Source organism: Clostridioides sp. ES-S-0123-01 (genome assembly GCF_020658415.1).
Lineage (GTDB): Bacteria > Bacillota > Clostridia > Peptostreptococcales > Peptostreptococcaceae > Clostridioides.
On the sequence record NZ_JACVWD010000004.1, the window covers coordinates 260,530 to 285,922 of the forward strand.

25 protein-coding genes are annotated in these 25,393 nt (G+C 29.5%); 24 read left to right on the forward strand and 1 reads right to left on the reverse strand.

Going from position 1 to position 25,393, the window contains the following annotated elements:
* The first annotated feature begins 165 nt into the window (after positions 1–165).
* The 13 genes from IC175_RS11090 (at position 166) to glyS (ending at position 11,588) form a co-directional block, all read left to right on the forward strand.
* The gene (locus tag IC175_RS11090) at positions 166–402 is read left to right on the forward strand and encodes a YabP/YqfC family sporulation protein (RefSeq protein ID WP_227432590.1); all 237 of its coding nucleotides are present in this window, start codon (positions 166–168) and stop codon (positions 400–402) included.
* Positions 403–414: 12 nt separating this feature from the next.
* Entirely contained in the window at positions 415–1,758 is a 1,344-nt protein-coding gene (gene yqfD, locus IC175_RS11095; RefSeq protein WP_227432591.1) for a sporulation protein YqfD, read from the forward strand.
* Between the two features lie 37 nt (positions 1,759–1,795).
* The gene (locus tag IC175_RS11100; protein WP_227482837.1) at positions 1,796–2,812 is read left to right on the forward strand and encodes a PhoH family protein; all 1,017 of its coding nucleotides are present in this window, start codon (positions 1,796–1,798) and stop codon (positions 2,810–2,812) included.
* 56 nt (positions 2,813–2,868) lie between these two features.
* On the forward strand, positions 2,869–3,330 hold the full coding sequence (ybeY, locus tag IC175_RS11105; protein ID WP_227432593.1) for an rRNA maturation RNase YbeY: 462 nt from the start codon (positions 2,869–2,871) through the stop codon (positions 3,328–3,330).
* Between the two features lie 5 nt (positions 3,331–3,335).
* Entirely contained in the window at positions 3,336–4,055 is a 720-nt protein-coding gene (locus IC175_RS11110; protein WP_227432594.1) for a diacylglycerol kinase, read from the forward strand.
* Between the two features lie 119 nt (positions 4,056–4,174).
* Positions 4,175–4,576 (forward strand): cytidine deaminase, encoded by a 402-nt coding sequence (locus IC175_RS11115; RefSeq protein ID WP_227432595.1) that lies wholly within the window; start codon positions 4,175–4,177, stop codon positions 4,574–4,576.
* 64 nt (positions 4,577–4,640) lie between these two features.
* A complete protein-coding gene (gene era / locus IC175_RS11120; RefSeq protein WP_227432596.1) occupies positions 4,641–5,534 on the forward strand; it encodes a GTPase Era in 894 nt (297 codons plus the stop codon).
* 11 nt (positions 5,535–5,545) lie between these two features.
* Positions 5,546–6,925 (forward strand): magnesium transporter, encoded by a 1,380-nt coding sequence (gene mgtE / locus IC175_RS11125; RefSeq protein ID WP_227432597.1) that lies wholly within the window; start codon positions 5,546–5,548, stop codon positions 6,923–6,925.
* A 72-nt stretch (positions 6,926–6,997) separates the two neighbouring features.
* Complete coding sequence (locus IC175_RS11130; RefSeq protein WP_227432598.1) at positions 6,998–7,153, forward strand: YqzL family protein; 156 nt, start codon at positions 6,998–7,000, stop codon at positions 7,151–7,153.
* Positions 7,119–7,892, forward strand: coding sequence for a DNA repair protein RecO (gene recO, locus IC175_RS11135; protein ID WP_227851512.1), 774 nt, complete (start codon positions 7,119–7,121; stop codon positions 7,890–7,892). Before IC175_RS11130 ends, recO begins: the two co-directional genes overlap by 35 nt.
* Positions 7,885–8,484 (forward strand): DUF4342 domain-containing protein, encoded by a 600-nt coding sequence (locus tag IC175_RS11140; protein WP_227432600.1) that lies wholly within the window; start codon positions 7,885–7,887, stop codon positions 8,482–8,484. Before recO ends, IC175_RS11140 begins: the two co-directional genes overlap by 8 nt.
* A gap of 159 nt (positions 8,485–8,643) precedes the next feature.
* Complete coding sequence (glyQ, locus tag IC175_RS11145) at positions 8,644–9,522, forward strand: glycine--tRNA ligase subunit alpha (RefSeq protein ID WP_227432601.1); 879 nt, start codon at positions 8,644–8,646, stop codon at positions 9,520–9,522.
* A complete protein-coding gene (glyS, locus tag IC175_RS11150; protein ID WP_227835337.1) occupies positions 9,522–11,588 on the forward strand; it encodes a glycine--tRNA ligase subunit beta in 2,067 nt (688 codons plus the stop codon). Before glyQ ends, glyS begins: the two co-directional genes overlap by 1 nt.
* Positions 11,589–11,662: 74 nt before the next feature.
* Here glyS and IC175_RS11155 read toward each other — a convergent pair whose 3' ends face one another.
* Complete coding sequence (locus tag IC175_RS11155; RefSeq protein ID WP_227851513.1) at positions 11,663–13,210, reverse strand: nitrite/sulfite reductase; 1,548 nt, start codon at positions 13,208–13,210, stop codon at positions 11,663–11,665.
* A gap of 277 nt (positions 13,211–13,487) precedes the next feature.
* Here IC175_RS11155 and IC175_RS11160 point away from each other — a divergent pair, with 277 nt between their 5' ends.
* The 11 genes from IC175_RS11160 to IC175_RS11210 all read left to right on the forward strand — a co-directional run bounded on the left by IC175_RS11160 (position 13,488) and on the right by IC175_RS11210 (position 25,391).
* Positions 13,488–14,255 (forward strand): IclR family transcriptional regulator, encoded by a 768-nt coding sequence (locus IC175_RS11160; RefSeq protein ID WP_227432604.1) that lies wholly within the window; start codon positions 13,488–13,490, stop codon positions 14,253–14,255.
* Between the two features lie 291 nt (positions 14,256–14,546).
* On the forward strand, positions 14,547–14,744 hold the full coding sequence (locus tag IC175_RS11165) for a 4Fe-4S dicluster domain-containing protein (protein WP_227432605.1): 198 nt from the start codon (positions 14,547–14,549) through the stop codon (positions 14,742–14,744).
* A gap of 29 nt (positions 14,745–14,773) precedes the next feature.
* Positions 14,774–15,850 (forward strand): 3-methyl-2-oxobutanoate dehydrogenase subunit VorB, encoded by a 1,077-nt coding sequence (vorB, locus tag IC175_RS11170; RefSeq protein ID WP_227432606.1) that lies wholly within the window; start codon positions 14,774–14,776, stop codon positions 15,848–15,850.
* 2 nt (positions 15,851–15,852) lie between these two features.
* On the forward strand, positions 15,853–16,572 hold the full coding sequence (locus IC175_RS11175; protein WP_227851514.1) for a thiamine pyrophosphate-dependent enzyme: 720 nt from the start codon (positions 15,853–15,855) through the stop codon (positions 16,570–16,572).
* Positions 16,573–16,584: 12 nt separating this feature from the next.
* On the forward strand, positions 16,585–17,124 hold the full coding sequence (locus IC175_RS11180; protein WP_227830748.1) for a 2-oxoacid:acceptor oxidoreductase family protein: 540 nt from the start codon (positions 16,585–16,587) through the stop codon (positions 17,122–17,124).
* A gap of 158 nt (positions 17,125–17,282) precedes the next feature.
* Positions 17,283–18,341, forward strand: coding sequence for a butyrate kinase (gene buk / locus IC175_RS11185; RefSeq protein WP_227482834.1), 1,059 nt, complete (start codon positions 17,283–17,285; stop codon positions 18,339–18,341).
* Positions 18,342–18,358: 17 nt separating this feature from the next.
* The gene (locus IC175_RS11190; protein ID WP_227851515.1) at positions 18,359–19,252 is read left to right on the forward strand and encodes a bifunctional enoyl-CoA hydratase/phosphate acetyltransferase; all 894 of its coding nucleotides are present in this window, start codon (positions 18,359–18,361) and stop codon (positions 19,250–19,252) included.
* Positions 19,253–19,280: 28 nt separating this feature from the next.
* Positions 19,281–20,489 (forward strand): PLP-dependent aminotransferase family protein, encoded by a 1,209-nt coding sequence (locus IC175_RS11195; protein WP_227432611.1) that lies wholly within the window; start codon positions 19,281–19,283, stop codon positions 20,487–20,489.
* 23 nt (positions 20,490–20,512) lie between these two features.
* The gene (locus IC175_RS11200) at positions 20,513–21,775 is read left to right on the forward strand and encodes an MFS transporter (RefSeq protein ID WP_227432612.1); all 1,263 of its coding nucleotides are present in this window, start codon (positions 20,513–20,515) and stop codon (positions 21,773–21,775) included.
* Positions 21,776–22,416: 641 nt separating this feature from the next.
* Complete coding sequence (locus IC175_RS11205) at positions 22,417–23,880, forward strand: alanine/glycine:cation symporter family protein (RefSeq protein WP_227432613.1); 1,464 nt, start codon at positions 22,417–22,419, stop codon at positions 23,878–23,880.
* Positions 23,881–24,251: 371 nt separating this feature from the next.
* Positions 24,252–25,391: a M20 family metallopeptidase gene (locus IC175_RS11210; RefSeq protein ID WP_227824172.1), complete on the forward strand. Its 1,140-nt coding sequence runs from the start codon at positions 24,252–24,254 to the stop codon at positions 25,389–25,391.
* The last annotated feature ends 2 nt before the right edge of the window (positions 25,392–25,393 follow it).

The window sequence follows — 25,393 nt, forward strand, 5'->3', positions numbered from 1 at the left end:
AATCATGTTGATTTTTATCAATATGATTACCTTTTTCTTGTTTAAATAATATATTAAATATTAGGTATTTACTGTCTAAAAAAATTTAAAACTACTCCATGATAGTATCAATAAAGTGCATAAATACCTATTTTAAGCATAAAATTAATTAAGGGGGTAATGCTTATGTTAGAAATATCCACTGATTTACAAGTAAATCAACCAGTTGTTACTGTTACAAGTAATACTTTTATGAGTATAGAAAATTATCTATCAATACTAGAATATGAAGTTGATTTAATAAAAATAAAGACTAAGGTAAAAACAATTAAAATATCTGGGGATAAACTTTCGCTTAAGTATATTACTGACAGTGAGATAGGTATAAAGGGAATTATATACAATGTGGAGTATGTTGATTAGGAGGAGATACACTTGATAAGTTTTATAAGGGGATACTATGTTATAGTTGTGGAAGGAGTAGGGCTTGAACAATTTTTAAATCATCTTATAAGAAATGGAATAAATGTTTACAATGTAACTAGAATAAAAAATACTAAAATCGAGTTTAATATAAATAGACAAGATATAAAAGAATTTAAGAATATTTATAGAGGAAGTAAGTTTGATATTAAGGTAAAACAAAAAACAGGAGTTCCTTTTATTATTAAAAGAATTTATAAGCACAAAGGTATGTGGATTTGTGCTATTGTTTCTTTACTTTTATTGATGTCAACATCACAATTTGTAACGGATGTATATATACAATCTCCAGAAGGTATAAAAAAAGAAACTCTTAGAAGTGAACTTTATAAAGTTGGAGTAAGACCAGGAGTATACAAAAAGAGTATTGACAGAAAAGAAGTTAGGGACCATATGATGTCAAAATTTAATGATGTCGCATATTTATCTATTAATGTAAAAGGAACCAATATATTTGTTACTGTTACAAAAAAGGCTGAATCCTTAAAATCTACAGACCAATCAAATTATTGTAATGTAATTGCTTTAAAAAATGGTATAATAGAAAAGGTAATCCCTAGAAGTGGTAAGTCTGTTGTTAAATCTGGAGATATAGTCCAAAAGGGCGCTGTTTTACTAAATGGTGCTAATACAAAATCAATACCCGAAGTATGGGCAAGTACTTTTTATGAATCTACTAAAAAGGCAAGCTATGTAGATACTGTAAATAAAAAAACTGGAGAAAAGAAAAAGGTACACACAATAAGTTTTTATGATAAAGAATTTACAATTAGAAAAAATATAAAATATAAAAATTATGTTGTTGAAAATAAAGAAAAAAGACTTTCAATGGGAGATTATACTTTCCCTATAAAAATAAAGACGAGTACTTTTTATGAAACCAAAAAAGTTGAAGTGAAAAAGAACAAAGAAGAGTTGAAAAAAGAATTATCTGAAAAAGCTTTAAAAGAATTAGAATACATAATACCAGCTTCGGCTAGAATAATAGATGTAAAACATAGCTATAAGGTTAATAAAAATATGTTAGAATATTTAATAACAGTTCAAACTAGTGAAAATATAGCTAAAATTTATCCTCTTAGTAAAGCAGAGGCAGAAAGATTTATAAAGGAAGATAGTAAACCAAAAGAGGGAGAAGAGGAAGTTCCTTCTAATCCACAAAAAAGACCAATAAATGATATAAGAAATGAGTTTAATGAGGATAATAAAGATAATAACGACCAAAATAATTCTGATGGAAATAATAGTAATCAAAATAGTAACAATAGTCAAAATAATAATAGTAACAACAATTAATAAAATTTAACCTAAAACTTGAGGAGGATTAATTCAATTGATAATACAAAAAAAATTTACAATAGCAGATGGCAATTTTGAAAGAGAGTTATTTGGCAACTTTGATGAAAATGTAAAATTGATAGAGAAAACTTTAAATATAGATGTAATACTTAGAGAAGGCAATATAATTTTAATAGGAGAAGAAAAAAATGTAGATTCTGCATTAAAACTTATGAATGAATTGCATCAAACTGTATCAAATGGTAAGCATTTAGATAAACAAAGCATTTCTTATTCATTATCTCTTTTACTTGAAGGTAGTGAGCAAAAGATAAAAGAACTTGAAGGTACAATTGTTATAACTCAAAGAGGTAAAGCTGTTCAACCTAAAACTTTAGGGCAAAAAGAGTATATAAAGCTTATAGAAAATAATGATATAACTTTTGGTGTTGGCCCTGCTGGAACAGGAAAGACTTATCTTGCTGTGGCTATGGCAGTGAAAGCTTTTAAAAGAGATGAAGTTAGTAGAATTATACTTACAAGACCAGCAGTGGAAGCTGGAGAAAGTTTAGGATTTTTACCAGGAGATTTAAAAGATAAAGTAGACCCATATTTAAGACCATTATATGATGCATTATTTGAAATGTTGGGTGCTGATAAGTTTAATAAGTATTTAGAAAGAGGTACTATAGAAGTTGCACCACTTGCATTTATGAGAGGTAGAACTCTTGATAATTCTTTTATAATATTAGATGAAGCTCAAAATACAACTTCTGAGCAAATGAAAATGTTTTTAACTAGATTAGGATTTGGTTCTAAGGCTGTAGTTACAGGTGATATAACACAAACAGATTTGCCTCAAAATAAAAAAAGTGGTCTTATACAAGCTACAGAGATTCTTAAGGGCGTTCAAGGGATAGGCTCTATAATGTTAACAGACAGAGACGTTGTAAGACATGAGCTAGTACAGAGAATAATAAGAGCTTATGAGAAGCATGATAAAAAAGAAGAATTTAAAAAAGAAGAGCGCAAAAAAATGAAAATACAGGAAAAGACTTTCAAAAGAAAGTAAAAGTGTAGTAATATAGATGTATAGCATTATTAATGAATAAAAAGTAGGTGTAATTAATGGATTTGATATTAGATGATAGACAAGATAAATTAGAAGTAAATGAAGAACTAATAGAAAAAATAAAAGATATAATTTTAGAGTGTTTGGATTATGAAGGATATGATGATAATTATGAAGTGAGTCTTTCTTTTGTAGATAATAAAGAGATTCATGAATTAAATAGAGAATATAGAGGAGTTGATAGACCAACTGATGTTTTATCATTTCCTCTTTTAAGTGATGATTTTGAAGATGTTGAATTGGAAGAAGAATCTTTAGGAGATATAGTAGTATCTCTTGAAAGAGCTTTAGAGCAAAGCATAGAATATAATCATAGCTTTGAAAGAGAAGTATGTTTTTTAATATGTCATAGTATGTTTCATCTTTTAGGGTATGACCATGATACAGATGAAAATACAAAAGAAATGAGAGAAAAAGAAGAATACATATTAAATAAGTTAAACATAACAAGGGAGTAATTCTTATGAAAACAGGAAAAACTCGTCAAGGTATAATTAAAGCTTTTAATGCAGCTATAGAAGGAATATTATATACATTTAAATTTGAAAGGAATATGAAAATACATTACTTAGGCTCAGTTGCTGTGCTTATAATAAGTTTATTTTTTAACTTTTCAAAATTGGAAATGATAATGTTACTGATGTCTATATGTTTAGTTGTAGTTGCTGAGATGTTTAATACAGCTATAGAAAAAGCAGTAGACCTGGTAACTGATGAATATCATGTACTTGCAAAAATAGCAAAAGATGTTGCAGCAGGTGGTGTACTAGTAGCAGCATTAAACTCAGTAGTAGTTGGATATATTTTATTTTATGATAAATTGACAGATATATCTGGAATGTTAATTTACAAGATAAGAGAATCAGAATTACATATAACCTTGATATGCATATTATTGGTTCTTATAGCTGTAGTAGTAGTAAAAGCATTGACTTCAACAGGGACACCTTTAAAAGGAGGTATGCCAAGTGGTCATGCTGCTTTAGCATTTGCTATAGCAACTGCAATTACACTTATGACAGAAAGAGTAGTTGCATCTACTCTTGCATATATAATGGCTGTATTGGTTGCTCAAAGTAGGATTGAGGGAAAAATACATACATTCTGGGAAACCATAGCAGGAGCTTTGTTAGGCGTGTTAATAGCAGTATTAGTATTTCAGCTTGGAATGTTTTATAATTAAAATGAATGTACATAAAATATTTAACAATGAAACAAATCTGTTACAATTAAATTTTTATGATATAATGTAGAGTATTAAATAAAAATAAATTCTAATAAGTGTATACAGGAGGAGATGTTGTGGACAACATAGAATTGTTAAAGTTGGCAGAAGATGCTAGACAACATTCTTATGCTCCTTACTCAAGTTTTAGAGTGGGTGCAGCTCTTTTGACTAAGAGTGGAAAAGTTTATACTGGATGTAATATAGAATGTGCATCATTAGGTGGAACAAATTGCGCAGAAAGAACAGCTATTTTTAAAGCTATATCAGAAGGTGATAAGGATATATATAAAATAGCAATAGCAAGTGATAACTCAGAAAATAATGAACAAACATATCCTTGTGGAATATGTAGACAAGTAATTATAGAGTTTGGTTCTGATATAAAAATAATAACAGGATATACTAAAGGAGAGGTGTTTGAGCATGATATAAAAGATTTGCTACCAAACTATTTCTCTGGAAATGATTTAAAATAAATTAAAAAACTAAAATAAATTTAAAGCAATTAAATACAAGAAGATAAAAGTTAGGAGACAGTTAATGTTCAAATCAGGATTTGTCAGTATAGTAGGTAGACCAAATGTAGGGAAATCTACTTTAATGAATAATGTAGTAGGGGAAAAGATAGCTATAATGAGTGATAAACCTCAGACTACAAGAAATACAATACAAGCAGTCTATACAGATGAAGAAACTCAAATAGTATTTTTAGATACACCAGGTATTCACAAACCTAAAAATAAATTAGGTGAATTCATGGTAAAGGCAGCAACAGAAGCTTTTAAAAATGTAGATTTAATATTATTTGTAGTTGATGATTCTAAAAAAATAGGTCCTGGAGACAGAAAAATAATAGAGGATTTAAAATCTGTTAAGACACCAATAATTCTAGTTGTAAATAAAATAGACCAACTAGGTCAAAAAGATGAATTATTTGATATAATAAAAATGTATGATAGAGAAGGTATTTTCAAAGAGATAGTACCAATATCAGCGTTAAAAGGAAAAAATACAGATACTCTAATAAAAGTTATACAAAATTACTTAGAAGAAGGACCAAAGTATTTTCCAGATTATATGATTACAGATCAACCAGAGAGAGTATTAATAGCAGAACTTATAAGAGAAAAAGTTCTTCATTATCTTAATGATGAAATACCTCATGGTGTAGCTGTTGAAATTGAAAAAATGAAAGCAAGAAATGATAAAGAAATAGTAGATGTATCTGCTGTAATATATTGTGAAAGAGATTCACATAAGGGAATAATAATAGGAAAGAATGGTAGGAAACTAAAAGGAATAGGTAAATCAGCAAGACAAGATATAGAATTACTTTTAGGTTCACAAATAAATCTCCAGTTATGGGTTAAGGTTAAAGAAAATTGGAGAAATTTACAAAATTATATAAATAATTTTGGATATAATGATAAATAAAGGTGGGTTATATGGATAGGAAACTGGATGCTTCCCAAGATTTATTATATGAAGTAAAATCATTAATTGATAATAATAAAGTATTGGAGTTAAGAGAATTAATAGAGGAATATCATATAATTGATATATTCGATATAATGGAAAATTTAGAGGAAGACATGAAAATTCAACTGTTTGAAGTACTTCCTCTAGATATGGCATCTTCTATATTAGAAGAAGGTAGTGTAGAGTTTTTTATTAGTATTTTATCTAAGTTAGATGTAGAACATGCAAAAAACATACTTGAACTTATGTCTCTTGGAGACATGGCAGATAAACTTAGTGAACTTGAAGAAGAAGAAAGAGAACATATAATAAATCTTTTAAATCAAGAAAACGCTGACTATGTAAAAGAATTATTATTCTATGATGAAGACTCTGCAGGTGGAACAATGACCACTGGATATATTTCTATAAATAAAGATATGACAGCTCTTGAGGCAATAGAACATATGAGAGAAGAAGCTGATGAAGCTGAGACTATTTATTATATATATGTAGTTGATGATGAAGAAAAGCTAGTTGGAGTATTATCTTTAAGAGAGCTAATAATAGCGAGAGATGCAAATATAGTAGAAGATTTAATGAGTGAAAATATAATTTCTGTTTATGTAGATGAAGATAGAGAAGAAGCGGTTAGGTTAGTATCGAAATACAATTTAATAGCAATTCCAGTAGTAGATAGACAAGAAAAGTTAAAAGGGATAATAACAGTAGATGATATAATAGATGTTATGGAAGAAGAAGCAACTGAAGATATGTATAAATTTGCAGGAAGTTCAGAGCATGAAAGAGAAGTTGCTGAAAAGGAAAATCCTACATTGAAAGAGCAGACAATATCAGCTCTTAGAGGTAGACTGCCATGGTTAATTATTACATTAATTGGAGGTCTATTGGCTTCTCTAATACTTTCTAATTTAGATTATATAATGAACCCTATATATGCTCCACTGGTATTTTTTATACCTGTAGTAATAGGTATGGGTGGTAATATTGGAACACAATCATCTTCTGTTACAGTAATAACACTGTCTAATAAAGATTTGAATTTTAGCAATGTGGTAAGAGAAGGTATTGTAGGAATTATTACAGGTCTTTTGTGTAGTATAATAACAGGTATTGTAATTTACTTTGTTATGAAAAAATTAGACATTGTATTAATTGTTTCAATATCATTATTTATAAATATGGTTTTGGGTGCAACAATAGGTGCATTTATGCCTGTTTTATTAAAAAAGATGGATGCAGATCCATCTACAGTTTCATCACCAATTATATCTACAGCTCTTGATATAACTGGTATAGCAGTTTATTTTATAATAACGACAGCGTTATTGTCAAAAATTGTTTAATAACTTTATGTATGATTTATCCTCTTCTTACTAAAAATATAAGTATAAATGTAAGAAGGGGGTTTTTTAAAAATGAACAATATCAGTTGGGAAGTTTTTAAAAAAACAGGCAGTATAGATGCATATCTATACTTCTGTGATTGCAAAAACCTAAGTGAAGAAGTCGAAGAAGTAAGGGAGAAAAAAGAAGACGATGATAATCCTGAACACCCAGGGGATAGTACTTAAAGCTATAAGGTACAAGGAAAGTGATATAATACTTACTCTGTTTACGAGAAAGCTTGGAAAAGTATCTGCAATAGCAAAAGGAGCTAAAAAAAATAAGAGCTCTTTACTTTCATCATCACAGTTATTTTCTTATAGCAATTTTACTTTAAAAAAACAAGGAAATATGTACAAGGTTACTCAAAGTGAAATCATAAAGAGTTTTTATAATATATCCTACGATATAGAGGCATTTTCTTATGCTACATATATTACAAAATTAGTTGAAAATTCTATACTTGAAAATCAGACTAATAATAGGTTATTTATATTACTTGCACAGACGCTGTATTTATATACACAAGAAAATACAGATAATAGATTTGTAACAGCTGCATTTGAGTTAAAGTTCTTGGACTATATAGGATTTAAACCAATAGTAAATAAATGTATTAATTGCGGAAGTAAAATTTTGCAAAATTCTATGTTTAATGTTTATGAAGGTGGTATACTATGTAGTAAGTGTAATACACTTTTTGATAATAATATAAAACTGGATTTAACAACTGTTAGTCTCATGGAATATGTATTAAGGAATGATATTTTAACATGTAGCAAAGCTAAAGTATCAAAATATATAATACATGAACTCGAAAATATACTAGAAAAATATTTGAAAGTTTATGTTGATAATATTAATCTAAAATCATTACACGTATTGCAAAGTGTAAAAAACAATAAGGGAGTGGATAATAATGAGTAGTAATATAACTATTGAAATGGTTGATTCAGTCTTTGAAAGAGTTCCAGGAGCAACTTATGCAGAAGCAAAAGAAGCATTAGTGGAATGTAATGGAGATGTAATTGAGGCAGTAATATATTTAGAAAATAAAAAGAATACTTGTAATTGTAAAGCTAAATCTGCTAAAGAAACTATGGAAGAAGTATTTGGTAAAGATGGAGAAAATATAAAATATCAATTAAAAGAACTTCTTAAAAAAAGTAGTGTTGTAAGAGTAATAGTTGAAAAAGATGGAAAAACTATGATGAATATTCCTTTAACAGTAGGAGTTGTTGGATTAGCTTTTGTACCATTAGCTACTCTAGTTGGTTTATCAGCTGCTGTTATAAGTAAATATCGTATAAAAGTTCAAAATGAAGAAGATGGTGAAGTTGTAGACTTAGGTGAATTAAATGAAGAAAAACTTCATGTTTTGAAGAATATGATAACTAATGCAGCCAAAGATGTAAAAGATGTAGTAGTTGATAAAAAAGAAGATGATAAAGATGTAACTGCTGATCTAATGAAAGAAGAATCTGAAAAGAATAATGAAAACGAAGACGAAAATAAATAGATATAAAGTGACTTTTAAAAAATGAAAAGAAGATAATTATAAGAATTATCACTAACATTGACAAATTTTATAGAATTTGATATTCTAAAAGTTGTAGAAGAACTATTAAAATAGCCTTTCGTGTAGACGAGAGGCTTTATTGTTATAGGAGGGATTTTTATGAATTTTCAAGAAATGATACTGGCATTGCAAAAATACTGGTCAAAGCAAGGTTGTATCATGATGCAACCTTACGATGTTGAAAAAGGTGCTGGAACTATGAATCCTAATACTTTTTTAAGATCATTAGGACCTGAGCCTTGGCAAGTATGCTATGTAGAGCCTTCAAGAAGACCAGCAGATGGAAGATATGGTGAAAACCCAAACAGATTATATCAACATCATCAATTCCAAGTTATACTAAAGCCATCTCCAGATAATATACAAGAATTGTATTTAGAGAGCTTAAAAGAAATTGGAATTGACCCAAGTGAACATGACATAAGATTTGTTGAAGACAACTGGGAAGCTGCCACAGTTGGTGCTTGGGGACTTGGATGGGAAGTTTGGTTAGATGGTATGGAAATAACTCAATTTACATACTTCCAACAAGTAGGTAATATTGAATGTGAGCTTGAGACAGGAGAAATTACATATGGGTTAGAAAGATTAGCTATGTACATTCAAGAAGTTGATAGTGTTTATGATTTAAAATGGAATGATAAAATAACTTATGGCGAAGTGTTTAATAAAGCTGAGTATGAAAATTCAGTGTATGCGTTTGAATTATGTGATGCAGATATGTTGTTTAATCTGTTTGATATATATGAAAAAGAAGCATTAAGACTTATGGAAAGTGGTCTTGTAATACCTTCATATGATTATGTATTAAAATGTTCTCATGCATTTAATACATTGGATGCAAGAGGAGCAATAGGTGTTAGTCAAAGAGCTTCATTTATAGGTAGAGTTAGAAATATGGCAAAAACTGTTGCAGAAACTTTTGTAAAACAAAGAGAAGAAATGGGATTCCCTCTTTTAAAGGACGGTGACAAATAATGAAAAATTATCTTTTATTTGAAATCGGTGTTGAAGAAATGCCATCAAGATTTATGGGTAGTACACTAGAACAATTAAAAAACAATCTTAATAAATTATTTGAGGAAAATAGAATATCTTTTAATAAAATAGATGCCTATGGAACACCAAGAAGATTGACTTTAGTAGTTGAAGGTTTAAGTGATAAGCAAAGTGATTTAGAAGAAGAAATAAAAGGTCCAGCTAAGAAGATTGCTGTTGATGAAGACAATAATTTCACAAAACCAGCTTTAGGATTTATAAAAAGTAAAGGATTAAGCGAATCTGATATATATTTTAAACAAGTTGGAAAAGATGAATATATTTTTGCTACTATAAAGCAAGCTGGGAAAGACACTTCAGAAGTGTTAAAAGAGATATTACCAGAAACTATAAAATCTGTAGTATTTCCAAAAGCTATGCGTTGGGGAGGAAAAAACCTAAAATTTGCAAGACCTATAAGATGGATAGTTACATTGTTAAATGATAAGGTATTAGAATTTGATTTAGAAGGAATAATATCTTCTAATGTAACAAAAGGGCATAGATTCTTAGGAGAAAGTACAATAGAAGTTAATTCTATAGAAGAATATTTTGAAAAATTAGAGAAAAATTATATAGTTTTAGACCAAAATAAGAGAAAAGAAATTATAAGAAAACAATGTATAGAAGTAGCCAATTCTTTAGGTGGCGAAGTTGAGTTTGATGAAGATTTACTTGAAGAAGTAACTTACTTAGTTGAATATCCAACTGCTTTTTATGGCGAATTTAATACAGATTATATAAAACTACCAAAAGAAGTTGTCATAACTCCTATGAAACAACATCAAAGATATTTCCCAGTTCTTAAAGAAGGAAAACTGTTACCTAACTTTATAGCTGTTAGAAATGGAGATTCTTACAGAATAGATAATGTTAAAGCTGGAAATGAAAAAGTTTTAGAAGCAAGACTTGCTGATGCTTTATTTTTCTATAGAGAAGATACTAAGAGAAACTTAGAAAGCTACATAGAAAAATTAAAAACTGTTGTTTTCCAAGTAAAATTGGGTACTATTTATGACAAAACTTTAAGACTTGAAAAACTAAGCGCTGATATACTTGATAGTTTAGGGTTAGCAGATGAAAAGGCAGACACTATGAGAGCTGCTAAATTATCTAAAGCAGATTTAGTTACTGGAATGGTAGGAGAATTTGATGAATTACAAGGTTTTATGGGAAAAGAATATGCGAAGGTTGGAGGAGAAAATGATGTTGTAAGTGAAGCTATTTTTGAACATTATTTACCAAGATTTGCAGGAGATATTCTTCCTAAAACTAATGCAGGGGTAGCTTTATCAATAGCTGATAAATTAGATTCAATAGCAGGATTTTTTGCTATAGGAATACAACCAACAGGTTCTCAAGACCCATATGCTTTAAGAAGACAAGCTTTAGGTATACTTAGTATACTTATGGATAGAAAAGTAGCTGTAGACTTAAAAGTACTTATTGAACATGCTTTAGATAATTATTCTAACTTAGATTTTAATAAAGAAGATGTTGTTGAACAAATAATGAACTTCTTTAATGAAAGAGTAAAAAATCTATTTAAAGATTTAGGTATAAGATATGATGTTGTTGATGCTGTTTTAAGTTCTGATATAAATGATATTTCTGATATGCATATGAGAGCTTTAGAGCTTAATAATTGGCTAGAAAAAGATGAATTAGTGGAAATGCTTACTGCATTTAATAGAGTTTCTACTTTGGCTCAGAAAGCAGAATGTGATAAGGTTGATGAAAGTCTATTAAAAGAAGATGCTGAAATTAAGCTTTATAATGAATTTAAGCAAGTAAAAGTAAGAGTAAAAGAATTATTAAAAGATAAGAAATACGGTACTGCTTTAGATGAGTTTGCATCTTTAAGACCTGTAGTTGATAACCTATTTGATTCAGTTATGGTTATGGATAATGATGAAGCAATTAAAAATAACAGACTTGGTCTACTTAAACAAATATATGATACTATGTTAGAAATTTGTGATTTATCTAAAATAGTTTATAAATAGTATAAAAACATAAACGATTGTAAAAAATGAGATAGTTATAAGCTATCTCATTTTTTATAATCATTTATGTTAAGTCATATTTTATACTTATCAATTATTTTATTTAATAAATCATCATTTGAATCTATCCATTCATAAAAATTTTCTGATGAAACCTCAGCTATTTCATAAAGCATTTTAGGAATGTCACTAGCCTTAAAATCTCCTAGAGATTTTCCTAGTCTAGTCTTACCTATTTCAAAACTACCTCCAACAAATAATTCAAATGCATCAGTAGATACTCCATTGACATTTTTCTTTTTACCACATAATCCTATGCTACCAATTTGGTGAACACCACATGAATTTAGACATTCTGAAATATACAGTTTAGGAGCTTTACTTAAAACTTCTTCATTGTTTTGTAATCTAAAATAATCTATTATCTCATGTAATATTTTTTGGCTATTTTGTATACCCATCTGACAAATAGGAACACCTATGCAGGAGATACTCTGTTCTAATTGAGAGTTACAACTAATAGTCTTGCTTATTTCTAATATCCTTTTTGCCTCATTTCCATCTAAATTTAGAATGTACAAGCCTTCTGTCATACCTAATCTAATCATAGGATTTTTAATATTATCTAACTCTTGAAGTAAAAATTTTAAATCTTTAGTAGATAATAGACCTCCAATTGGATGTATATATACAGTATATAAGCCAGATTGTTTTTGATGGATTAATCTAGAGTCATGTAAATCTATCTTAATTCCAGGTTTAGAATAGTCAATTTGTTCAACATTAAGTTCAAGATTACCTTTTTCTTTTTCTAATTTATAGTATTCTTTAAATTTTTCTAAAAACATATTTTCTCCAAGCGTTTCAACCATATATCTAACCCTAGCTTTATTTTTATTTTCATAATTACCATAAGCCATAAAGAATTTAATCATTCCTTCTACACAATATAATGCATCTTTAGGTTTTATAACTTCATCAAGTTCTAAAGCAACTTTAGGTTGTTTACCTAAACCTCCACCTAAGAAAACTCTAAAATATGGTTTGCCATTTTTTAGAGTAGCTACAAATCCTAAGTCTTGTATACTACAATGGGCAGAATCTGTGTAACAACTAGAATAGGAAACTTTTAGTTTCCTAGGTAAGTGATATGTAGTAGCATTTTTGATAAAATATTTATCAGTAGCAACTGCATAAGGGGTAACATCAAAAGCTTCGTCAGGGTCAACTCCTGATAATGGAGATAAGCCTACATTTCTAGGATAGTTACCACCACCGCCTCTAGTGAAGATATCATTTTTTATTCCCTCTTCCATAATATCAACTATAGAGTCTATAGACAAGTCATGTAATTGTATAGCTTGTCTAGTTGTTAAGTGTATCTTATCTAGCTTATGTTTGGTAGCCATTTGGTAAATTTTTTTAAGTTGAGATTTCGACAATACCCCAGCAGATACTCGAAGTCTTATCATAAATGATTTTTTGTCTCTTTGAGCATAAACTCCATATCCACCAGAAAATCCTTTGTATTGCATTTTATTTATTTCTCCATTTAATAATTTTAAAGAATATTCTTTAAAATTATCTAGTTCATTTAACAATGTCTCTTTTAAATTATCCATTATTTCACCTCATTATTAGACTTGTATAAAAATAAATATGCTGTATAATTATATATATATTATTATCTAGAGTTGGTAAAAATATAACAGTAGAGTACTATTAAAAGTCAAAATAAGGAACATATACTTAGTAGGACTCTTTATTTTGTTAAATAAGTATAATATTTTTGTTTTATAAAATATAATTAAGATAAATAGATAATTTTGTAATTTTAATATATAATATTTAGTATAGTGTTGAATAAACGCTTAATATTCGCAGGAGGAGTACTTGTATATGGGAGAAATAATAAATGCATTAGATAGAGCCCTAGACATAATTTTGCTATTATATCATGAAAAGAGAGAAATGGGAATAACTGAAATAAGTAAGATTATGGGAGTATATAAGAGTACTATACATAGAACTTTAGTAACTCTTGAAAACAAAGGTTTTGTTATACAAAACACTGAGAATGGTAAGTATTGGTTGGGAATAAATTTATACGCAATAGGTATGGTTGTGGGAGAACAGATGTCATTGACTGAAATAGTAAAACCATATACGAAAAAATTAAATCAAGAATTTAACGAAGTAGTGAATGTGTCTATACTAGAAGAAAGAGCTCAAGATTCTCCAAGAAGCATCATAATACATAAAGAATATGGTTCAAATCAATTACTCTCAGTAAATCCATCAGTTGGTTCTAGTAGCGAATGTTATTGTTCAGCGGTTGGAAAATGTCTTATGGCATTTAATGATTCTATAGATTTTGAAAAATACAGAAAAACTCCAATACACAAATATACAGAACATACAATTGATAATTGGGATGATATGATGATTTTTTTGGCAAAAATAAAAGAGCAAGGATATGCTCTAGATGACCAAGAACTAGAACATGGTTTAACTTGTATTGGAGCACCTATTTTGGATAAAAACAATAAAGCTATAGCAGCAATAAGTCTATCAGGTCCTACTATAAGGATGCGAGAAGGAGACTTTGAATATAAAATTAAAAGGGTTATAGAAACTGCAAAGAGCATATCTGAACTTTTTAGATAATTTTAAGAAATAAATTTGAATAATAAAAAGAGACTAAATTTAAATTGTTATTTGTAAATACCAGTTTAGATAGGGTCTCTTTTTTATTGAATATAAAAATTAAATATTTTTAAAATTGAAAAAATTATTGAAATATATAAGCGAATGTGATATCTTTTAATTAAGCAATACAAAACAGAACAGTGTTCTAAAGAATAGAACAATAATAAAATATATATAATAAACCCACATGAGTATTATATATTTAAAATTAGGTAAAAAAATTACTACATAAGAGGGGAGATTTGAAAAATGGAAAAAGTCAAGTTGAGTGTTGAAAGATGTAAGGGGTGTTATCTTTGTATTGAAGCTTGCAAAAAAGAAGCAATAAGTCTTTCTGATTACACAAATAAAAAAGGCTTTGTAACAGTCAAAGTCGATGAAGAAAAGTGTGTTCAATGTGGCGCTTGTTATACAATGTGTCCTGATTTAGTATTTGAGATATTATAAATAACTTTTTATTGGAAGGGAGAAAACGTATGCAAAGTTTATTAATTAAGGGAAATGAAGCCTTAGCAGAAGGAGCTATACGTGGTGGATGTAGATTTTATGCAGGTTATCCAATAACACCACAATCAGAAATATTAGAAATGATGGCTTGGAGACAAAAAGAGGTTGGAGGAGTATTTATTCAAGGTGAATCTGAAATAGCCAGCGTAAATATGGTTATGGGGGCAAGTGCACTTGGAGCAAGAGCTATGACATCTTCATCTGGACCTGGATTTTCATTAAAACAAGAAGGAATTGCATATTGGGTATCAGCTGGTTTACCAGCAGTTGTAGCATGTGTACAGAGATATGGTATAGGAGATGGATTTATAGGAGCTGGTCAAGATAATTACTGGCAAGCTGTAAAAGGTGGAGGAAATGGAGATTATCATTTAATTGTATTAGCACCTAATAGTGTTCAAGAAAATATGGATATGGCATATGAGTCTTTTGAATTAGCTGAAAAATATATGCATCCAGTACTTATACTTTCTGATGCTACAATAGGTCAAATGGTAGAACCTTGTATAGCACCACCAATGAAAGAATATGATAAGGATAAAGCTCCATGGGCAGCAAAAGGAACTCCTGTTGGAGAAAAAAATAAAGTAATAACTGATATAACATATTTTGAGGACCAAGATACATGGCAAAAAGGTTATATAGAAAAAATGAGAAAAGTTCAAGAAAATGAACAAAGATGGGAAGAAATAGAGATAGAAGATGCAGATGTGGTATTTGTTGCATATGGAATTTCTTCAAGAATAGCAGAAGGCGCAGTTAGAGATGCAAGAGCAAGAGGCATAAAACTTGGATTAATAAGACCAAAAACATTGTGGCCTTACCCAAGAAAAGCTTTTAAAAAATTAAAAGATTCATTAAAAGGGCTTGTAACAGTTGAAATGAATATGATGGCACAAATGAAGGAAGATGTAATTATAGCATGTAATAATAGATTCCCAGTATATTCAGTAGCAACAGCTCAATATATGGCAGAAGTAAATCAATTAATAGATTTTGCTCAAGAGATTATAGATGGAAAAGCTAAGCAAGAGGAGGTATTTTAATTATGGCTAAAAAAGCACCAGCAATAATGATGTGTGAAAATATGTTCTGTGGAGGCTGTGGACACTCTATAGTCGATAGAACTATTGGAGAAGTATTAACAGAAATGAATATATGTCAAGATACGATTATATGCTCAGATATAGGATGTAATCATATGTTTCAATTTAGTATGAATGTAGATGTTGTTGTTCCTCCTCATGGTAAAATGGGTGCAGCTATGGCAGCTATGAAAAGAGTTAGACCAGATAAATATATATTTACAATAGCTGGAGATGGTGGAGCTTATGCAATAGGGCTTGGAGAAACTATGTCAGCTGCTACTAGAAATGATAATGTAATATTTTTAGTTATGAATAATAATATGTTTGCAATGACAGGTGGGCAAATGGCTCCAACTACTGTACAAGGTCAACATACAGCTTCTACTCCAGCAGGTAGAACATATGAAGACCATGGCTCAACATTTGATGTTGTAAAAGTTATGGGAAATTTAGATATAGCATATTTGGCAAGAGGAACAATAACTAACCCTAAAGAAATAAATACAACAAAAAGATATATCAAAAAAGCACTTGAAAAACAAAAAGATAAAAAGGGCTTTTGCTTAATAGAAATACTTGTACCATGTCCAACAAACTGGGGATTAAAGCCAGTAGATGCTATGAAGAGAATAGAAAACGAACTTGTTCCAAAGTATCCACTTGGAGAATTTATTGATTAGGGAGGAAATAATATGTTAAATGAAATTATATGTGCTGGTTTTGGAGGACAGGGAGTTCTTACAGCAGGAAAAATTATAATGTATGTTGCATATAAGGCAGAAAAGAAGATTACATGGTTCCCATCTTATGGAAATGAGATGAGAGGAGGAAGTGCAAATTGTAATGTTGTTGTAAGTGATGAAAAAATTGCAAATCCTTGTGTAAAAAATCCAGATATCTTATTGGGAATGAATAGTGTATCAGTAGATAAGTATGAGAGTTTAATGAAAGCAAATGGTTATATGTTTGTCAATGAATCACTAGTAAATAAGGATAGAAAATATAGAGAAGATATTAATGTTATAAAAGTACCTGTTACTGAAATAGCTCAAAATTTAGGTAATGAAAAATCTGCTAATATTTGTATGTTAGGTGCTATGGTGAAGAAATTAGATTTATTCACAAAAGAAGAATTTGAAAGTGGTATGTGTGAATACTTTGAAAATCAAGGTAAAGGAAAGTTTAATGCCAAAAATGTAGAAGCATTTGAAGCTGGATATGACTATGAGTGAATATTTTAAATATTTAAAATTATTATTGAAATACTCATTTTTATGTGTTAGTATTTAATTAATAAAATATAGAACGTCGTTCTGAGTGATAGGACGACAAAAATTTTAAAAAATTAACAGAACGACGTTCTACAGTATGAAACCGAGGAGGCGTTGAAGTGAAAATTTTAGTAATTAATCCTGGTGGTACATCTACAAAGATTTCTGTATTTCAAGATAAAGATGAAGTTTTGAAAAAAAATATAACTCATACAAGAGAAGATTTAAAAAAATTTTCCAAGGTATTTGATGAATATGATTATAGAAAGCAATTAATAGTGGATGTTTTAAGTAGTGAAAATCATGATATAAATTCTTTTGATGCAGTAGTGGGTCGTGGTGGACTTATGAAGGCTATAAAAGGTGGTACCTATATTGTAAGTAAAGAAATGATTGAGGACATGAGAAATGAAATAAATGGAGAACATGCATCAAACTTAGGTGCCTTGTTAGCTAAGACTATAGCAGATGAAATAGGAGTTCAATCATTTGTAGTAGACCCAGTTTCTGTAGATGAATTTGATGATGTATCAAGGATTACAGGTATATCAGATATAGAAAAAGCTAGCTGGCTACATGCACTAAATCATAAGGCTGTATCAAGAAAAATAGCACAAAAACTAGGTGGAAAATATGAAGATTATAACTTTATTGTAGCTCATCTAGGTTCTGGAATATCAATTGTAGCACATAAAAAAGGAAAAATGATAGATGGAAGTGGTGGAAGGTCTGATGGTCCATTTTCGCCAGAAAGAAGTGGAGGATTACTTGCATATCCTCTTATAGAATTATGCTACTCAGGAAAATATACTCACGATGAAATGGTTGCAAAAGTAAGCTCAATTGGGGGTATGTACGATTATTTAGGAACAAAAGATATGATAGAAATTGAAAATAGAATTAAAGATGGTGATGAAAAAGCTAAACTTATAATGGATGCATTCATCTATCAAACAGCTAAAGAAATTTCTATGTATGGAGCATCACTTTCTGGAGATATAGATAGAATTATTTTAACAGGGGGAATATCGCATTCGGAAATGGTGATTAAAGGAATAATGGAAAAAGTTTCATATTTAGCACCAGTAGAGATAGTGGCAGGTGAGATGGAAATGGAAGCACTTGCTCTTGGAGCTCTTAGAGTACTTAATGGAGAAGAAATGGCAAAAACTTATTAATATTTAGGAGAAAAAATATGTTAAAAGATTTTAATAATTTATTAGAAGAAGCTAAAAAGCTTAAACCTGTTATTGTAAGTGTTGCTGTTGCAGAAGATGAAGAAGTGTTAAAAGCTGTAAAATCAGCAACAGATTTAAATCTTATAAAACCAATTCTCGTAGGCAATAAAGATAAAATAGAAAATATATCAAAAGAGATTGGACTAAAGGGATATGAAATAATAGGGTGTCAAAATCCTGATGAATCAGTTAAAAAAGCTGTAGAAGTAGTTAAAAATAAGGATGCTAAAGTTCTTATGAAGGGGTTAGTAAATACAAGTGTTTATATGAGAGCTATATTAAATAAAGAGTTTGGTCTTAGAACAGGAAGACTTTTAAGTTTACTTGCAGTATATGAATTGCCTCAATACCACAAACTTCTTTATTGTACAGATAGTGGTATAAATGTATCTCCAAATTTAAATCAAAAAAAAGATATATTGATAAATTCACTTCTTACTATGAAGAGTATAGGTATGGAAAATCCTAAAACTGCGATACTTACTGCAAATGAAATGGTAGACCCCAAAATACAATCTACAGTAGATGCTAATTCACTTGTAGATATGGTAAAATTAGGAGAAATACCAAATTGTATAGTAGAAGGTCCAATAGCCTTTGATGTTGCATTTGATGCATATGCAGCAAAGCATAAAGGTATCGAAAGTAATATTGCTGGCGATGTTGACTTACTTGTATTTCCAAATATAGAGGCAGGAAACATATTAGGAAAGTCATGGCTTAGATTCAATAAAGCTAAGTGGGCAGGGATTGTTTTGGGGGCAACAAATCCAATAATTTTAGGTTCACGCTCTGATACAGCCGAAATTAAAATAAATTCAATAGCACTAGCCTGCTTAGCATCACAATAAGAAATTATTTAAAAGGGGATGAATTATTATGAAATATGCAAAAAGAATGGATATGGTAAAGGCTTCAGCTATAAGAGACTCTCAAAAGAAGATAGCTCAAAAAGTGGCAAGTGGTGGAACTGTTATATCTTTTGCAGCAGGACTTCCTGACCCAAACTTATTTCCAATAAAAGAAATAAGTGAAGTAACTAAGCAAGTACTTGATGAAAGAGGAAAATTTGCTTTAGCTTATGGACCTACTAAAGGTGAAGATGAGTTGTTAGAAATAATAGCTAAGAGAATGAAAGAAGAAGAAAATATTGAAACAAAACCAGAAAATATTATAATAACTACTGGTTCACAACAAGGTATAGCTCTTAGTGCTATGATTTTATTAGAAAAAGGAGATATAGTAGTTACAGAAAATCCAAGTTACTTAGGTGCAATAAATGCATTTAGACCTTATGAATGTGATTTTTTAGGAGTAGATACAGATGAAGAAGGAATGGTAACAGAAGATTTAGATAAATTATTATCTGAAAATTCAAACATAAAGGTGATATATGTAATACCAACATTCCAAAATCCTACAGGAAAAACATGGTCTTTACAAAGAAGAAAAGATTTTATGGAAGTTGTAAACAAGTATGATGTCATAGTAATAGAAGATAATCCTTATGGAGAAATAAGATTTACACAAGAACCACTACCTACACTTAAATCACTTGATACTAAAGATAAAGTACTATATCTAGGGTCATTTTCAAAAGTGTTATGTCCAGGATTTAGAGTTGCTTGGATGTGTGGGAATATAGATATTATAGATAAAGCAGAACTTTTAAAGCAAGGTATCGATTTACAATCAAATCAATTTTCTCAAGTACAGGTAATAGAATACTTAAAGAAGTATAATTTAAATGAACATGTAGAAAAAATAAGAGCTGAGTATAAAAAAAGATGTTTCTTGATGTTAGAAACTATGAAAAAATATTTTCCAGAAGAAGCAAAATATACAGAACCAGATGGAGGTATGTTTATATGGGTTGAACTTCCTGAAAGTATAAATGTAGATAATTTACTAGATAAAGCTATTGATGCTGGAGTTGCCTATGTTTCTGGAGAATCATTCTTTGCAAATAATGGTCCAAAAAATACTATGAGACTTAATTATACAACAATGTCAGAAGAGCAAATAGTTGAAGGGATTAAAATACTTGCAGAAGTTATAAAAAAAGAACTCAATTATGCTTGTGAATAAATATTAAAAGTGAGGGCTTAATTATGGGAGAAAAAGGGAACGGGATAAAGTTTGGAAAGTTAATGATTCAACTTGTTATCATAGCTATATGTTGGGAATTAGTTTATATTATACCATTTATCCAATACACATTGTATGATCCAATTTTAAAAGCATTACAGTGTTCAAATACTCAACTAGGTTTTCTACTTACAATTTATGGATTAGGTAATATATTTGGAGCTCCTATAGGAGGATGGTTAGCAGATAGATTTGATTATAGAAAGATAATTTTAGGCTCTGTATTTCTTAATGGAATAGTATCATTTTTATTTGCATTTAACATGAACTATACATTTGCTGTCATAACTTGGGTAGGTTGTGCAATTACATCATTAGTTATGAACTACCCTTCTATGGTAAAGATACTTAGAGTTATAGGAAAAGAAAATCAAGGTAAAGTTTATGGATTTAATGAAGCTATGGTTGGAGTTTCTGGAGTAGTAATGGGAGCTATATTCTTATATATTTATACATTATTTTCAACTCCTGTTTTAGGTATGAGATGGGTAATGATATCTTTAGGAATATTATCTATAGTAATGTGTCCAGTATTATGGTTTGTAATTAAAGATGTAGATATTAGTGAAGAAAAAGAAGAAGGTAAAAGTGAAAAAATGGCTGCTAGTGACTTTATGGTAGTTTTAAAATCACCAAATACTTGGTTAGTAGGTATAAGTATATTCTGTGTATATTCATTTACAGTTACAATGTCTTACTTTACACCTTATATAACATCAGTACTTGGAGGTTCAGTTGCACTATCTGGAGCATTGGCTATAATAAGACAACATGGATTAAAATTATTTGGTGCTCCATTTGGAGGGTACTGTGCAGACAAAGTAAAATCACCTACTAAAGTGCTTTTACCAATATATGTACTTGGTATAGTAGTAATAGTTTTATTCTTAGTATTGCCTTCATCAACGCCAATGACTTTATTTATAGCATTAACATTTGTAGTAGGTATATTAGGTTATATGGGAAAAGGTATATACTATGCAGTTCAAGAGGAAGTAAATGTGCCAGTTAAATATTCAGCTACTACTATAGGTATAGCAGCAGCTTTAGGCTTTTCACCAGATGTATTCCAATTTGCATTAATAGGGCATTGGATAGATACTTATGGTAATAAAGGGTACACATATACATTTATATTCCAAATAGCTATTTTAGTAATAGGAATATTATCTTGTTTATATATATTAAAAGTTAAAAAGAAAAGATTAGAGAAGTTAAAAGCTTAAAAGTTTCATTTAATAAGAGAGTATTTTTTTCAGTATAATCTACTGACATAAATACTGTATAAAAAGTAATACTAAATTAAAACTTATAGTTATATTTGATGAATAAAGTGTGAAAAAATTAAAATGTTATCAAGTGTTTTTAGTATAGTTTTAGCATAAAGTTACCCCTAAAAGTATAAGATTGAGTAGCAATTATCACCTATTTGTATATTTACATAAGTTTGTTTAATATAAATTTTACATGGATTTTAGTAATAGATGATATTTGCACTCAATTTTATATCTAATGATAAATAAGAAAATTATGAAATCTAACTATATATTATCTAGCTACATATTAATAGTGTACTATTTATGTAGTAGTATTGGGCTTTTCCTTATATGTATTTCAATTTATATTGTTTGATTGTCTGTCAAGCACATATCGTTAAAAAATTTATACACTTATGTTCATGTATCAATTGATATTCTTAATTTTGGTAATAATTGTTGGAGTTTACATATTAAAAGATAGAAATAAGGTAAATAAAATAAAAAATGAGTCTATAAGATATGTTGAGTTAAATAAAGTTTATACAAAATATTAGTACATAGCTGTTTAAATTATTGTCTATAAATTAAAATGAATGGTGGTGAGTTGAGTGACCGATTTAGTTAACACCATTAATGGAATTGTTTGGTCACCTGTATTAGTTGCAATGTGCTTATGCATAGGATTGTATTTTTCATTGAAATTAAAATTTTTCCAAATAAAAGACATAAAAGAAATGTTTACCCTTTTACTTGAAGGAGATAGTTCTCAGGTTGGTATATCATCATTTCAAGGATTTGCTACATCAATGGCTGGAAGAATTGGAACTGGTAATATAGCTGGTGTGGCTGTAGCAATAGCAATGGGAGGGCCAGGAGCATTAGTATGGATGTGTATAATGGCTACCTTAGGCTCGGCGACTGCATTTGTAGAATCTACTCTAGCTCAAATATACAAAGATGAACATGATGGTCAGTACAGAGGTGGTCCTCCGTATTACTTTGAAAAAGGTCTTGGATGGAAAAGATGTTCAATTTTATTTTCAGTAGTTGCAATCATAAGTTATACATTTTTCATGCCTGGGACGCAATCAAATACTCTATACTTAGCAATGAATCAAGCATTTGGATTTTCAAGAATGACAATTGCAGTTACATCTTCTATTGCATTAGGAATAATAATTTTTGGAGGAATTAAAAGAATTGGTTTATTTGCTGAAAAGGTAGTACCTATAATGGGTGGAGCATATCTTATCATGACAATAGTGATAATCATAGTAAATATAAATTTAGTTCCAGGAGCTATTATAACTATGTTTAAATCTGCATTCGGATTTGGTTCAATGTTTGGAGGAATGTTAGGTGCAGCAATATCTTGGGGAGTTAAAAGAGGTATATATTCAAATGAAGCAGGTGAAGGTTCTGGAACTTATGGTGCAGCAGCAGCAGAAGTAAGTCATCCAGCTAAACAAGGATTAGTTCAAGCTTTCTCTGTTTATGTGGATACATTATTAATATGTATGGCTACAGGTATTATGATTATAATAACAGGAAAATACAATGTTACAGGAGTTTTAACTGTATTACCAGGTGTAGAGCCAGGTCCACAATATGTGCAGAGTGCAATAAATACATTACATCCTCAACTAGGTGATATTTTTATAGCAATAGTTTTATTATTATTTACCTTCACAACATTATTAGCATTCTCATATATGATGGAGACCAATGTATCTTATTTGGTAACTAGAATTAAAGCACAAAAACATGAAAAGCATATAATAAATGTCTGTAGATTTATGCTTATAATATGTGCAGCAATGTGTTGTTTTATAGAACCACTTACAAGTTGGGCATTAGGTGATATATGTATAGGCGTTTTAACATATATAAACTTAATTGCTATCTTTACACTTCAAAGGCCAGCTATAAAAGCATATTATGATTACCTAAGACAGAAAAAATTAGGAATAAAAAGAGCTGATAGAAATTTTAATCCTGTTGAATTGGATATAAAAAATGCTGAATTTTGGGAAAATAGATGCTTAAAAGAGAACGAGCAGAAGTTAAATTGAATTAATGATTTTTATAGTATTTTATATAGACGTTTTAATTGGACTTTCAAAATAGATATTAAAGTTATGTAAACTCAATATAATAAATTATAAATTTTTAATGCATATGTTTATATTTTTACTTATTAGTTATTTGGTTTATACATGTAGAAATACATATTTATATTCAAAACTGTTATTTTAAAGGTTAGTATATATAGTAAGATTATTTATTTTAATAGATAAAATAATGGATAGAAAAATTTGTACTGTTGAATAAGTCACTAGGTTTTACTATAAGTGTAGAAATAGTTTTAATGTAATAAATATAAGTTTGTTTTATCTTATATGAATAAATATATAAATTAATTTTAATGGGAGGTAAGATTGATATGAAAGAAAAAATAATACAAGTTGCGGATTTAAAGAAAGAAAAAATTTTGGAGCTATGTCAATCTTTGTATGATGAACCAGAAATTGCCCTACAAGAGTATAAATCTGCTAAAAAAATATCAAAATTTCTAAGAGAAGAAGGTTTTGAGGTTGAGGAAAATTTGGCAGGTATGGCAACAGCTTTTAAAGCAACAAAGAAAAATGGCGATGGTCCAAGAATAGCATTTATAGCAGAATACGATGCTCTTCCAGGTAATGGTCATGCATGTGGCCATCATTTGATAGCTTCCATGGGAGTTGGAGCTGGAATAACTCTTGCAAGTATACTAGATACTTACAAAGGAGAGGTAAGTATAATTGGGACACCAGCTGAAGAAACTGGGGATGGAAAACCTTACTTGATAGAACATGGCGTATTTGATGGTTATGATGCTGCAATGATGATACACCCAAACTCAAAAACTTGTGTAACTCCAGAAATTATAGCAATAGGAGGATTAGATTTTATATTTACTGGGAAAGCATCCCACGCAGGAGCTAAACCATATAATGGAATAAATGCTTTGGATGCAGTAGTGTTATTATATAATAATGTAAATGCATTGAGACAACAATTGGTAGATGGAACTAGAATACATGGTATCATACTAGAAGCAGGAACTGCTGCAAATGTAATACCTGACATGGGGAAAGTAAGACTAGAAATACGAGCAAAAGAGCAAGACTACTTTGACGAGGTGGTTGAAAAAGTAAAAAATTGTGCTAGAGGAGCTGCAATAGCTACTGGCTGTGAACTTGAATTTTACCATTTTGAGCCAACTTGCCAAGGCTTAAATGCAAACAAGGTTTTAACAGGTATCTTTACAAACATTATGGAGGAATTTGGTATATATGATGACGATGAGCAGGTATTATTAGGTTCGACAGATATGGGAAATCTTAGTCAAATTATGCCATGTATACATCCTTTGATAAAATTCTCTGAAAATGGTGAAGAACTACATACAAAAGAATTTTTAGAAGCAGCTATAAAGCCATATGCAAAAGATAGAGTAATTGATGGAATAAAAGTATTAGCTTTGACAGGATTACGTTTATTTGAAGAACCAGAATTACTAAAAAAAATGAAAGAAGAGTAAAT